Raw genomic sequence first — 11778 nt, 5'->3', positions numbered from 1 at the left:
GCCGCGGACAGTAACCAGAAGCACCGGCTCCTTCGGCGTCTTCTCGATCTTGGAGCGGATGCGCTTGACGTGGACGTCGAGGGTCTTCGTGTCGCCGAAGTAGTCGCTGCCCCAGACGCGGTCGATGAGCTGGCCGCGGGTGAGGACACGGCCCGCGTTGCGGAGGAGCATCTCGAGGAGCTCGAACTCCTTGAGGGGCATCGGGGTCTCGACGCCGTCGACTTCGACCGTGTGGCGTTCGATGTCCATGCGGACGGGGCCGGCGACGACGATCCGCTCCTCGCCGGGCTCCTCGGTGCGGCGCCGGAGGACGGCGCGGATGCGGGCGAGCAGTTCGCGGGTGGAGTAGGGCTTGGTGACGTAGTCGTCCGCGCCGAGCTCCAGGCCGACGACGATGTCCACTTCGGAGTCCTTGGCGGTGACCATGATGATCGGGACGGAGGAGCGGGTGCGGATCTCGCGGCAGACCTCCGTGCCGGGCATGCCGGGCAGCATGAGGTCGAGGAGGATCAGGTCGTAGTCGCCCTCGTCGAAGGCGGCGACGGCGCGGTTGCCGTCCTCGGCGACGGTGACGTCGTAGCCCTCGCGTTCGAGCAGGTAGCTGAGGGGCTCGCTGAGGGCGCTCTCGTCCTCGACGAGCAGGATGCTGGTCACGCGTGTTCTCCTATCGGGGCGGTCGCCGCGAAGGGCGTCCGGGCGGGGTCGGCTTCGGGGAGCCGGATGGTGAAGGTGGAGCCGCGGCCGGGCTTGGACCAGACGCGGACGTCGCCGCCGTGGTTCTGCACGGCGTGCTTGACGATGCTGAGGCCGAGGCCGGTGCCGCCGGTGTGGCGGGAGCGGGCCTGGTCGACGCGGTAGAAGCGCTCGAACACCCGGTCGAGGTCCTCCTCCGGGATGCCGATGCCCTGGTCGGTGACGGCGATCTCGACGACGCCGCCGGTGGAGCGGACGCCGATGCCCACGCGGGAGCCGGCGGGCGAGTACTGGATGGCGTTGGCGAGGAGGTTGTGCAGCGCCGAGACGAGCATCTTCTCCTGCCCCACGACGTAGGCCTTCTTCATCCCGCCCTTGACCAGGGTGACGTCGTGCGACTCCGCCAGGACGTGGGTGGTCTCGAGCGCCGCCGTGACGACGTCGTCGACGCGGATGATCTCGGCGGAGCCGGCGACGTCGGCGGCCTGGAGGCGGGAGAGCTCGATGATCTCGCGGGTGATCTTCGCGAGGCGGTGCGACTCCTGGGTCAGCCGGTGCGCGAAGCGGCGCACCTGCTGGGGGTCGTCGGCGGCGGAGTCGAGGGCCTCGGCGAGCAGGCCGACGGCGCCGATCGGGGTCTTCAGCTCGTGGGAGATGTTGGCGACGAAGTCCCGGCGGACGGCCTCGAGCCGGCGCGCCTCGGTGTGGTCCTCGGCGATGACGAGGACGTAGCGGGAGCCCAGGCGGGTCGCGTGGACGACGAGCGTCACGGCGGCGTCGGAGAGCGGGCTGGTCGCGAGCTCGAGGTCCTGGACGATGTCGTCGCCGAAGCGGCGGACGCGGTCGACGATGGCGGCGAGGTCGGGGTGGAGCAGCGTGTCCTGCGAGACCAGGCCGAGCGCGACGGCGCGGGTGGACGCCTTCAGCACGTTGTGCGACGGGTCGGTCACGAAGGCGGGCGAGCCGACGGCGTCGATGATCGCCTCGATCCCCTCGGGGAGCCCGACCGAGATCACGTCCTGCGCGATGCGGCCCTGGCGGGCGGCGAGCGTGAGCACGGTCGTCAGAAGGATCCCGATCGCGACACCGAGAACGAGTGACAGAACCACGATCAAGCCCGAATCCACGGACCCAGGCTAACCATCCACCGGGCGTCCCCCTACCGGACGCCCGTCGATCCTCCGGGGGTCGAGTACTGTTCAAACGCCCGGCACCGTCCGTTAACCTGCCGTGGTCATCATGACTGCGCCTGCGCCCACGGAGTGCAGTCGCAGCGGCGTGCGAGGTGCTCGCCGCAGATCCGGCGCCGTCGTCCGCGCGCGCCGTAGAGAGGGTCGAACACAGATGCGCGAAGTTTTCCAGCAGGAGCTGGCCGAGGTCCAGGAACGACTCGTCGAGATCTCCGGACTCGTCGAGATCGCCATCGAGAAGGCGACCCAGGCGTTCAACCACTCCGACGTCACCCTCGCGGAGGAGGTCATCGCGAGCGACGCGCGCATCGACGAGCTGGCCATCAGCCTCGACGAGCTCGCGATCGACATCCTCGCCCGGCAGAACCCGGTCGCCCGCGACCTGCGGATCGTCGTCTCGGCGCTGCGCATCAGCGCATCGCTCGAGCGGATGGGCGACATCGCCGAGCACATCGCCCAGCTCTCGCGCTACCGCTTCCCCGACAAGGTGGTCCCCAAGAGCCTGCGTCCGACGTTCGTCGAGATGGGCCGCCTCGACGTGGTCGTCGCGCACAAGCTGACCGACCTGCTCCGCTCGCAGGACCCGCGCATCGCCGAGGAGATCCGCGACGAGGACGACAAGATCGACGAGCTGCACGTCAGCGTCTTCGACAAGGTGCTCAGCGAGGCGTGGAAGGGCCAGGCCGCCGACACCGTCGACGCGACCCTCGCCAGCCGCTACCACGAGCGCTTCGCCGACCACGCCGTGTCGATCGCCAAGAAGGTCCAGTACCTGATCTCGGGCGACTACTCCTAGTCGACACCTCGGGCTCCAGCCCGTCTCACCGTCCGGCCCGCAGGAACGAGCGTCTCCTGCGGGCCGGACGTGTCCGTGCGCTCCGCCTCCGGGGCTACGGGAACGGCCCGCCGGAGTCGAGGACTCGGGCGGGCCGTTCGCGCGTTCGGGGCGGTGCTACTTCTTGGCGCCCTGGGCGGCGACGGCGGCGGCACCGGCGGCCGCGGCCTCGGGGTCGAGGTAGCGCGCCTCGCCGATGGGCTCGAAGTCCTCGTTCAGCTCGTAGACGAGCGGGATCCCGGTCGGGATGTTGAGCTCCGCGATGTCCGAGTCCGAGATGCCGTCGAGCGTCTTCACCAGCGCGCGGAGGGAGTTGCCGTGCGCGGTGATCATGACGGTCTTGCCCGAGGCGAGGTCCGGCTTGATGTCGGACTCCCAGTACGGAAGCATCCGCTCGATCACGAGCTTCAGCGACTCGGTGCGGGGCAGGGCGTCGCCGAGGTCGGCGTAGCGCTCGTCGTGCGCCTGCGAGTACTGGTCGTCGTCGTCGAGCGGGGGCGGCGGCACGTCGAAGGAGCGGCGCCAGGTCTGGAACTGCTCGGGGCCGTACTCGGCGAGGGTCTGCGCCTTGTCCTTGCCCTGCAGGGCGCCGTAGTGGCGCTCGTTGAGGCGCCAGGAGCGCTTGACGTCGATCCACAGGCGGTCGGCGACCTCGAGGGCGATGTTGGCGGTCTGGATCGCCCGGGTCTGGCGCGACGTGTAGACGATGTCGGGGTGCAGGCCCGCCTCGGTCAGCAGCTCGCCGGCGCGGGTGGCCTCTGCGACTCCCTGCTCGGTCAGGCGCACGTCGACCCAGCCGGTGAAGAGGTTCTTCTGGTTCCACTCGCTGTTGCCGTGGCGCACGAGGATGAGGGTGTAGGTCTCGGACATGCGTCCAGCTTAGAGGCGGCCCCCTCGCCCGCGGATACGCTGGAGAGCATGCCCATCGGAGCCGTCACCCGCGGAACGACGGGCACGAATCGCCTCCGCCGGGTCGACCGCCGGCTCGCCGAGCTGCCCGTCCTGTGCAGCACCGCCTCCCCGCTCGTCGTCGATCTCGGCTTCGGGGCGAGCGCGGTCACCACGCTCGAGCTGCACCGCCGGCTCGTCCGGGCCGCGCCCGACGTCGAGGTGCTCGGCCTCGAGATCGAGCCCGCCCGGGTCGACACCGCTCGACGCCAGCTCGCCCGGGTGAGGGAGGGCGGCACGCCGTTCCCCGCGGACGCGCGCGTGCGCTTCGAGCGCGGCGGCTTCGAGGTGCCCCTGCCCGCGGGGCGGCGGGCGGACGTCATCCGCGCCTTCAACGTGCTCCGCCAGTACGACGAGGACGGGGTGCAGTCAGCCTGGGCGACGATGACGGACCGCCTGCAGCCCGACGGCGTCCTGGTCGAGGGCACCTGCGACGAGATCGGCCGCATCTGCACCTGGGTCGAGGTCGGCCGGGAGGGCCCGCGCTCGCTGACCCTCTCGCTCCGGCTCGCGGCGATCCCCTCGCCGATGACGGCGGCCGAGCGCCTGCCGAAGGTCCTCATCCACCGCAACGTGCCCGGCGAGGGCGTGCACGCCTTCCTCTCCGCCCTCGAGCGGGCGTGGACGCTGAACGCCCCTCTCGCCGTCTACGGTCCTAGTCAGCGGTGGATCGCGACGGTCCGGGACCTCCGGCCGGAGTGGCCGGTCCTCGGCGGGCCGCGGCGCTGGCGCCTGGGCGAGGTGACGGTCGCGTGGGAGGCGGTCGCCCCCTCCTCCTGAGCGCCGGGCCTGAGCGCCGGGCCTGAGCACCGGACCTCCTGAGCCCTAGGCGAGCGGGGGCAGGGCGGCCCGAGCCTCGGCGGGAGCGGCGCCGGTCGCCGTGAGCAGGTCGACGACGAGCGGGCGGAGCAGGACGAGCACCGTCTTCTCGGCGAGGCGCGCCTCCGGGATCAGCCGCTGGGGGTCGAGCGTGGTCGCGAGCAGCACGAGGTCCTGACGCGCCAGGGCGAGCACCGAAGGATCGGCGACCGCGCGGCCGAGCAGCGCGATACCCGGGCCGAGGGCGGCGACCGCTCCGGCGAGCGCCGGCCGCGGGGCGCCGTCCCCGACGAGGAAGTCGGTGCGGCGCGCGACGATGCGCAGGTTCCGGGTCGCGAGATCCAGCGCGGACAGCATCACGGCCTGGCGGGAGAGCTCGCCGCGGTGCCGACGGACGAACGGCGAGATCCGGGCGACGCCGGTAGCGGAGTCGAGCGCCGCGGTCCAGCCGTCGATGACCGGCTGCGTCCCGCGGATCCGCTCGAGGGCTGCGGTGGACGCCGAGGAGTCGCCCCGGCGGAGCGCCTCGGCCAGCTCCTCCACGGTCCGGCTGAGCGCGGTGAGGAGCCGATGCGCCTCGGCCCGCGCCGTGCGCAGCGGCGGGCGGGGCACGATCGCCGTGCAGAGCAGCGCCGCGAGCCCGCCGATCAGGCCGTCGACGCTCCGGGTGAAGACGCCTCCGTCCGGCGCAGGGAGGACCATCACCAGCATCGCCTGGGTCCCGGCGGCCACGGCGAACCCCGGCGAGGGCGAGAGGGCCCGGCCGAGCGTGAAGACGATCGCGAGGACGACGGCGAGCTGCCAGACGCCGCTCCCCCACAGCAGGAGCAGGACCTCGCTGGCCGTGATGCCGATGAGCATCCCCGTCGCTGTCTCGGCCACCTGCTTGGGACGGGTGTCGCGCGCGATGCCGAGGCTCGAGATCGTGGCCGTCAGCGCCAGCACCGGCGCGGGGTGCCCGAGGAGGAAGTGCGCGACGGAGTAGGCGAGGGTCGCCGCGAGCACGATCTGCAGCACTGCGGGGAGCGACGCCCCCGCGCGGGCGAGGGCGCGCGCGGGACTCAGCTCGGGGGCCCGGACGAGACCGCGCAGCCGCTCGGCCGCCCGGCCCCGCTCGGCGGGACGTGCGGCCACCACGGCGTGGCCTACCTGGTCGTCGCCCCGAGGCGGGGCAGGCGGGGCACTCCCGCCTCCGCTCCGGCTCCGGGCGGGACCACGACCTCCTGGGCCGCGGCCACGCGCGAGTCGCCGGCCAGCACGGTCAGCTCGAGGTCCACCGGGACGCTCCGCTTGACGACCGCGAGAGCGACCGGTCCGTCCTCGTAGTGCCAGGCGCTCGAGGTGACCGTGCCGACCTCGACCGGCTCGCCGCCCTTGAGCGCCGTGACGACGTCGCCGTGGGCGGGGAGGACCGAGTCGGAGCCGTCGAGCTGCAGCAGGACCAGGCGCCGCGGCGGGTGCCCGAGGTTGTGCACCTTCGCCACCGTCTCCTGGCCTCGGTAGCAGCCCTTGGCGAGATGCACGCTCGAGCGGAGGAGGTCGAGCTCGTGCGGGATGGACCGCTCGTCGACCTCGGTCACGTGGCGCGGGCGCCAGGCGGCGATGCGCAGCGCCTCGAGGGCGTCGACTCCCGCGAGGGCCACTCCCACCCCGACGGCCGTCTCCGCGAGGGCCTCGAGGGCCGCTCGCGGGACCAGGACCTCGCGCAGCTCCCAGGAGGCCCCGGGGTGCTCTGTGGTCAGCGCGTACTGCCAGCCGCCCGGCTGGACCTGCGACCACGGGTCGCTCCAGACGACGGGCTCCTCGGCCAGGGACAGGGCGAGCGTCAGGGCCGGCCCGTCGCCGAGGGCGGCGAGGGTCGCGAAGTCGTCGGTGCGGTCGGCGACCTCGACGCGGAGCATGAAGCGCATCCGGTCGAGCCAGGCGGCCAGGCCGGCCGTCTCGTCGCGGTCGAGCAGGAGCCAGGCGGTCTCGCCGTCGTCGACGAGGCGGATGACGTGCTCGATCCGGCCGGTCGGGTCGAGCAGGAGCGTCTCGGCGGACGCGCCGGGATCGAGGCGCGAGACGGCCTGGCTGGTGAGCGAGTCGATCCAGGTGAGGCGGTCCGGCCCCGTCACGGTCACGACGCCGCGGCCGGAGAGGTCGACGAGCGCGGTGCCCGCGGCGAGAGCGCGCTGCTCGCGGAAGGGCTCGCCGTAGTGGGCGGCGACGCCGGGCTCGGCGGCGCTCGTCGTGGCGACGGCGCCCGGGGCGGCCAGGAGCGGGGAGAGCGCGTCAGTCGACACGGGCGAGCCGTCCGGAGGAGTGGGTCCGCAGGCCCTGGCCGAGCGCGGCGATGTCCCACGCCCACAGCAGGTGGTCGTCGACCAGGCCGTAGAGGCGGGTGGCGGCGGCGTAGTCCTTCGCCGCGGCGGTGCGCATCACCGCGTCGGTCGCGAGGTCGATCCGCGGCCCTTTGACCTGGCCGAGGTAGAGCTCGCTGACCCCGTCCGGGTGCACGAGCGAGACCTCGATGTCGAAGCCGCCGGCGGCGTTGCGCAGCGTCTCGACGGACTCCGCGTCGGGGAAGGCGGGTGCGCCGCGGCCGGGCAGCATTCCCGGGCCGGCGTCGGATTCGGTCAGAGCGCGGCTGAGGCGCCAGTAGCCGGTCTCGGTGACCAGCGGCCGGGGCGCCTCCTCGGCGCCCTCCTCGATCAGCCACGTGTAGGAGTTGTAGTTGAGGTACGGGAGGCCGTCGTAGCTGAAGCTGATGCGATGGCCGAACTCGGCCTGGACGGAGTCGTCGCCGATCGTGTAGTCGATGACGCCCGAGCCCTCCCAGACACCGAGCAGCCAGGACAGGGGGACGAGCTCGGGCGGCAGGCCCGACGGAAGCGAGATCACTCGGGCTCCGGCGGCGGCTAGCGCTGGCCGCGGTAGAGCTTGTAGACGACCACGCCGGAGACCCACGCGATGGCGAGGGAGGCGAGCCCGAGCAGACCGAGGTAGAAGAGTTCCAGGGCGAGAAGCATGCGCTCATCCTACCCGCCGGTTCCGACGCCGGGGCGGGGCGGTCGCGGCCGCTCAGGCGGTGCGGATCCGGGCGCTCGGGACGGGAGGGCGCGACTGCTCAGGCGGGGAGGAGGAGGGCGATCCCGCTCGCGACCGCGACCACGGCCATCGCTCCGACGATGCTCGTCATCGCGCGGAGGAGGTACCCCTCGGCGCGGGCCACGGCGAGCTGCACCGCGAAGGTCGCGAGCACGCAGCCGCCGAACGTCAGCGCGAGCCAGAGCTGCCGGGACTCCGGAGCGGCGATCGCCAGCGTCAGCACGGAGCCCGCGAGTGCGAGCGCCCAGACGACTCCGATGCCCACCCGATCCCTGCCCATCCGACAATTGTGCCCCAGGCGGACGCCCCTCCCGGCCCGCCGCTAGTATTGCGGGCAGACCAGTTCTGGAGGATCCGTGGCGCAGTTGTTGATACTGACCTCGGCGGGAGGCGCCGAGGTGCTCCCCGCACTGGGGCTCCTCAGCCACCGGACCCGGCAGATCCCCGCGGAGCCCGCCCAGCTCGTGAACGCCCCGAGCTGCGATCTGATCCTGGTCGATGCGCGGCAGGACCTCGCCAGCGCCAAGTCGCTCTGCAAGATCCTCACGACCACGGGCATCAACGTCCCCCTCATCCTGATCCTCACGGAGGGCGGGCTCACGGCCGTCTCGGCCGACTGGGGCGTCAACGACGTCATCCTCGACTCGGCCGGCCCCGCCGAGGTCGACGCCCGCATCCGCCTGGTGATCGGCCGGCTGGCGCAGGAGCAGTCGACCTCGCGCATCCAGGCCTCGGGCGTCGTGATCGACGAGGCCAGCTACTCCGCCAAGGTGCACGGGCGCCCGCTCGACCTCACCTTCAAGGAGTTCGAGCTCCTCCGCTTCTTCGCCACGCACCCCTCGCGCGTCTTCACCCGCGAGCAGCTGCTGAGCGAGGTGTGGGGCTACGACTACTTCGGCGGCACCCGCACGGTCGACGTGCACGTGCGGCGCCTCCGCGCGAAGCTCGGCGACCTGGAGTCGCTGATCGGCACGGTCCGCAACGTCGGATACCGCTTCAACGTGTACGAAGAGGACAATGAGCGAGTCGCTCAACCTGTCCGTTGAGGACCTGGCCGATCCCGCGGTGGCGGCCGGCCTCGAGCACCTGATCGGGCGCGCCGCCTGGTTCGACCACCAGCCCCCCTTCAGCGACCAGACGCTCGTCGACGCCCGGGCCGGCTCGCGCACCCTCCTCGTGGGGCTGCGCGCGGACGTGGTCGTGGCGGCGGCGATCCTCGGGCAGGGCGAGCTGGAGTTCGTCGTCGATCCGGAGTGGCGCGGGGTCGGCTTCGGCACCGCGACCCTGGAGCAGGTCCTCGCGAGCGGCCGGACGGGCCTGCTCGCCTGGGCGCACGGCGACCACCCCGCCGCCCGGGCCCTCGCGGCCTCCCACGGCTTCGCACCGGTTCGCACCCTCCTGCACCTCGAGCTCGAGCCGCTCGCCGCCCCCGAGGTCCGCGTCCCCGAGGGCGTCGTCCTCTCGGACGCCCGCGACCTCGCTCCGGCCGAGTGGATCGCCCTGAACGCGCGGATCTTCGCCGCGCACCCCGAGCAGGGGCGGATGACGGAGGAGGACCTGGCGGCCCGCCGCGCCGAGCCGTGGTTCGACGAGGGCGACTTCCTCCTGCTCCGCGACGCCGACGGCACGCTCCTCAGCTACGACTGGCTCAAGATCGAGCCCGGATCGACGACCGGCGAGATCTACGTCCTCGGGGTCGCCCCCGAGGCGGCCGGACGGGGACTCGGCCGCACCCTGCTGAACGCCGGGCTCGCGCGGATGCTCGAGCGCGGCTGCACCACGGCCGACCTCTACGTCGAGGCCGAGAACCGGTCGGCGGTGGCGCTCTACCGCTCGCTCGGGTTCACGGACGCCTCCGTCGACGTGCAGTACCTGCAGCGCGCCGCGCCGCTGCGCTGAGCCGGCACTCCTCCACAGGGCCTCCCCCGGCCCCGTTCATCCGGCATTCACGAGCGGCGGCGCGGAGCGGACGGACGCGGTGCCAGGATGGTCGCATGGACGGCGACAACCTGCTTCTCGAAGACGGTCTCAGCGATGACCTCGACGACGACTTCGACGACGAGGAGGAGCACTCGGACCCGCTCCTCCCCGACAACCGCTACCTCGACCGGGAGCTGAGCTGGCTCGCGTTCAACCAGCGCGTGCTCGAGCTCGCGGAGGATCCGCTGGTTCCGGCGCTCGAGCGGGCGAACTTCCTGGCGATCTTCTCGTCCAACCTCGACGAGTTCTTCATGGTCCGGGTCGCCGGCCTCAAGCGCCGCATCCTCACGGGGCTCGCCCTGCCGACGAACATCGGCCGCGTGCCGGTCGACGTGCTGACCGACATCTCGGAGAAGGCGCACCTGCTGCAGCAGCGCCACTCCCGAGCGTTCAAGGAGCTCGTCGAGCCCGCCCTGCGCGACGGCGGCATCGACCTCGTCCGCTGGGACGAGCTGAGCGACGCCGAGCGCACCGTGCTGGACGACTACTTCTCGGCCCAGGTGTTCCCGGTGCTGATGCCGCTCGCGGTCGACCCGGCGCACCCGTTCCCCTACATCTCCGGCCTCTCGCTCAACCTCTCGGTGCGGGTGCGGAACCCGAAGACGCAGAAGGTTGAGTTCGCGCGCCTCAAGGTGCCGCAGATGCTCCCCCGCTTCGTGCGGATCGCCGGAGTCGCGGCGCCGGGCGAGCCGATGCGGTTCATCTCGCTCGAGGACCTGATCGCCAACCAGCTGGACGACCTGTTCCCCGGCATGGAGATCCTCGACCACCACGTGTTCCGGGTGACGCGCAACGAGGACGTCGAGGTCGACGAGGACGAGACCGAGAACCTGATCAAGGCCCTCGAGAAGGAGCTGCTGCGCCGCCGGTTCGGCCCGCCCATCCGCCTCGAGGTCACCGACGACATGGACGACGAGACGCTGGGCCTGCTGGTCCGCGAGCTCGACATCACGACGCAGGAGGTCTACAAGCTCCCGGCCCCGCTCGACCTCAGCGGGCTCTTCAGCCTGCAGAAGATCGACCGCCCGGACCTGAAGTACCCCAATCACGTCCCGACGACGGCGGTGCAGCTCTCGCCCAGCGAGCCCAACCAGCGGCAGGACGTCTTCAAGGCCGTCTCCCGCGGCGACGTGCTCCTGCACCACCCCTACGAGTCCTTCGCGACGAGCGTGCAGTCGTTCCTCGAGCAGGCGGCGGCCGATCCGGACGTGCTCGCGATCAAGCAGACGCTCTACCGCACCTCGGGCGACTCCCCCATCGTCGAGGCGCTCATCGACGCGGCCGAGTCGGGCAAGCAGGTGCTCGCCCTGGTCGAGATCAAGGCGCGCTTCGACGAGCAGGCGAACATCTCGTGGGCGCGCAAGCTCGAGAAGGCGGGCGTGCACGTGGTCTACGGGCTCGTCGGGCTGAAGACCCACTGCAAGCTCGCGCTCGTCATCCGCCAGGAGAAGGGCGGAGTGCTCCGCCACTACTCCCACATCGGCACCGGCAACTACAACCCGAAGACCTCGCGCATCTACGAGGACCTCGGACTCCTGACGGCCGACCCCGAGGTCGGCAAGGACCTCACGCGCCTGTTCAACGAGCTCTCGGGCTACGCGATCGAGAAGAAGTTCAAGCGCCTGCTCGTCGCGCCGCGCCACCTCCGGAAGGGCCTGCTCAAGCGGATCGCCGCCGAGACCGAGAACGCCCGCGCGGGGCGGCCCTCGGGCATCCGGATCAAGGTCAACTCGATCGTCGACGAGTCCGTGATCGACGCGCTCTACCGCGCCAGCCAGGCCGGCGTGCCGGTCGACGTCTGGGTGCGCGGCATCTGCGGGCTGAAGCCCGGCCAGGAGGGGCTCTCCGAGACCATCCGCGTGCGCTCGATCCTCGGCCGCTACCTCGAGCACTCCCGCATCTTCAGCTTCGTCAACGGCGGCGAGCCGGACGTCTTCATCGGCAGCGCCGACATGATGCACCGCAACCTCGACCGCCGCGTCGAGGCTCTGGTGCGGATCGTCGAGCCGGCGCACCTCAGCGAGATCGACGACATGTTCGAGCGGGCGATGGACGAGCGGACCGCCTCCTGGTGGCTCGGCCCGGACGGCGACTGGACGCGGCACCACCTCGACGAGGAGGGCGCTCCGCTCGCCGACCTCCAGAACCAGCTGATGCAGCACATCACCCATCGCAAGCGCGCGGCGACACGGTCCGCCAACCGGGCCTCCAGCCGCTGACGCC

Annotated in this window: 12 protein-coding genes; 5 read left to right on the top strand and 7 right to left on the bottom strand. The window is 72.0% G+C overall.

Going from position 1 to position 11778, the window contains the following annotated elements; genetic code table 11:
• A partial coding sequence (locus tag C5C69_RS15355; RefSeq protein WP_104258260.1) for a response regulator transcription factor occupies positions 1-654 on the bottom strand: 654 nt, incomplete at its 3' end.
• Positions 651-1820 carry a cell wall metabolism sensor histidine kinase WalK gene (locus C5C69_RS15350; RefSeq protein ID WP_104258259.1) on the bottom strand — a complete coding sequence of 390 codons (1170 nt, stop codon included), beginning with the start codon at positions 1818-1820 and terminating at the stop codon, positions 651-653. The genes C5C69_RS15355 and C5C69_RS15350, both read right to left, overlap by 4 nt.
• Before the next feature lie 217 nt (positions 1821-2037).
• On the opposite strand from C5C69_RS15350, the gene phoU reads away from it, so the two are divergent.
• Entirely contained in the window at positions 2038-2679 is a 642-nt protein-coding gene (gene phoU, locus C5C69_RS15345; protein ID WP_104224693.1) for a phosphate signaling complex protein PhoU, read from the top strand.
• Between the two features lie 156 nt (positions 2680-2835).
• Here phoU and C5C69_RS15340 read toward each other — a convergent pair whose 3' ends face one another.
• The gene (locus C5C69_RS15340) at positions 2836-3588 is read right to left on the bottom strand and encodes a phosphoglyceromutase (RefSeq protein ID WP_104224694.1); all 753 of its coding nucleotides are present in this window, start codon (positions 3586-3588) and stop codon (positions 2836-2838) included.
• Between the two features lie 48 nt (positions 3589-3636).
• Between C5C69_RS15340 and C5C69_RS15335 the strand changes: the two genes are divergently transcribed.
• On the top strand, positions 3637-4446 hold the full coding sequence (locus C5C69_RS15335; protein WP_104258258.1) for a class I SAM-dependent methyltransferase: 810 nt from the start codon (positions 3637-3639) through the stop codon (positions 4444-4446).
• A 45-nt stretch (positions 4447-4491) separates the two neighbouring features.
• Here the strand turns inward: C5C69_RS15335 and C5C69_RS15330 are convergent, their stop codons facing one another.
• From C5C69_RS15330 to C5C69_RS15315, 4 genes are all read right to left on the bottom strand, one after another.
• Positions 4492-5622 carry an aromatic acid exporter family protein gene (locus C5C69_RS15330; protein ID WP_104233893.1) on the bottom strand — a complete coding sequence of 377 codons (1131 nt, stop codon included), beginning with the start codon at positions 5620-5622 and terminating at the stop codon, positions 4492-4494.
• A gap of 8 nt (positions 5623-5630) precedes the next feature.
• Positions 5631-6770: a folate-binding protein YgfZ gene (locus C5C69_RS15325; RefSeq protein WP_104258257.1), complete on the bottom strand. Its 1140-nt coding sequence runs from the start codon at positions 6768-6770 to the stop codon at positions 5631-5633.
• A complete protein-coding gene (locus C5C69_RS15320) occupies positions 6760-7368 on the bottom strand; it encodes an FABP family protein (RefSeq protein ID WP_104258256.1) in 609 nt (202 codons plus the stop codon). Before C5C69_RS15320 ends, C5C69_RS15325 begins: the two co-directional genes overlap by 11 nt.
• Before the next feature lie 226 nt (positions 7369-7594).
• Positions 7595-7855 (bottom strand): hypothetical protein, encoded by a 261-nt coding sequence (locus C5C69_RS15315; RefSeq protein ID WP_146076503.1) that lies wholly within the window; start codon positions 7853-7855, stop codon positions 7595-7597.
• A gap of 76 nt (positions 7856-7931) precedes the next feature.
• Between C5C69_RS15315 and C5C69_RS15310 the strand changes: the two genes are divergently transcribed.
• From C5C69_RS15310 to C5C69_RS15300, 3 genes are all read left to right on the top strand, one after another.
• Positions 7932-8621 (top strand): winged helix-turn-helix domain-containing protein, encoded by a 690-nt coding sequence (locus tag C5C69_RS15310; protein ID WP_104224700.1) that lies wholly within the window; start codon positions 7932-7934, stop codon positions 8619-8621.
• Positions 8593-9474 carry a mycothiol synthase gene (gene mshD, locus C5C69_RS15305; RefSeq protein WP_104258255.1) on the top strand — a complete coding sequence of 294 codons (882 nt, stop codon included), beginning with the start codon at positions 8593-8595 and terminating at the stop codon, positions 9472-9474. The genes C5C69_RS15310 and mshD overlap by 29 nt, the downstream gene beginning before the upstream one ends.
• 95 nt (positions 9475-9569) lie before the next feature.
• Positions 9570-11774 (top strand): RNA degradosome polyphosphate kinase, encoded by a 2205-nt coding sequence (locus C5C69_RS15300; protein WP_104224702.1) that lies wholly within the window; start codon positions 9570-9572, stop codon positions 11772-11774.
• Positions 11775-11778: the final 4 nt, after the last annotated feature.

The organism is Rathayibacter sp. AY1C7 (genome assembly GCF_002931865.1).
In the GTDB taxonomy this organism is placed as follows: domain Bacteria; phylum Actinomycetota; class Actinomycetes; order Actinomycetales; family Microbacteriaceae; genus Rathayibacter.
This window is presented reverse-complemented; position numbering and strand designations above follow the sequence as displayed.

What these genes read in the sequence shown, in the direction of transcription:
- phoU (WP_104224693.1), top strand. Translation starts at nt 2,038, where the DNA reads ATGCGCGAAGTTTTCCAGCAGGAGCTGGCCGAGGTCCAGGAACGACTC.
- C5C69_RS15340 (WP_104224694.1), bottom strand. Translation starts at nt 3,588, where the DNA reads ATGTCCGAGACCTACACCCTCATCCTCGTGCGCCACGGCAACAGCGAG.
- C5C69_RS15335 (WP_104258258.1), top strand. Translation starts at nt 3,637, where the DNA reads ATGCCCATCGGAGCCGTCACCCGCGGAACGACGGGCACGAATCGCCTC.
- C5C69_RS15315 (WP_146076503.1), bottom strand. Translation starts at nt 7,855, where the DNA reads ATGGGCAGGGATCGGGTGGGCATCGGAGTCGTCTGGGCGCTCGCACTC.
- mshD (WP_104258255.1), top strand. Translation starts at nt 8,593, where the DNA reads ATGAGCGAGTCGCTCAACCTGTCCGTTGAGGACCTGGCCGATCCCGCG.
- C5C69_RS15300 (WP_104224702.1), top strand. Translation starts at nt 9,570, where the DNA reads ATGGACGGCGACAACCTGCTTCTCGAAGACGGTCTCAGCGATGACCTC.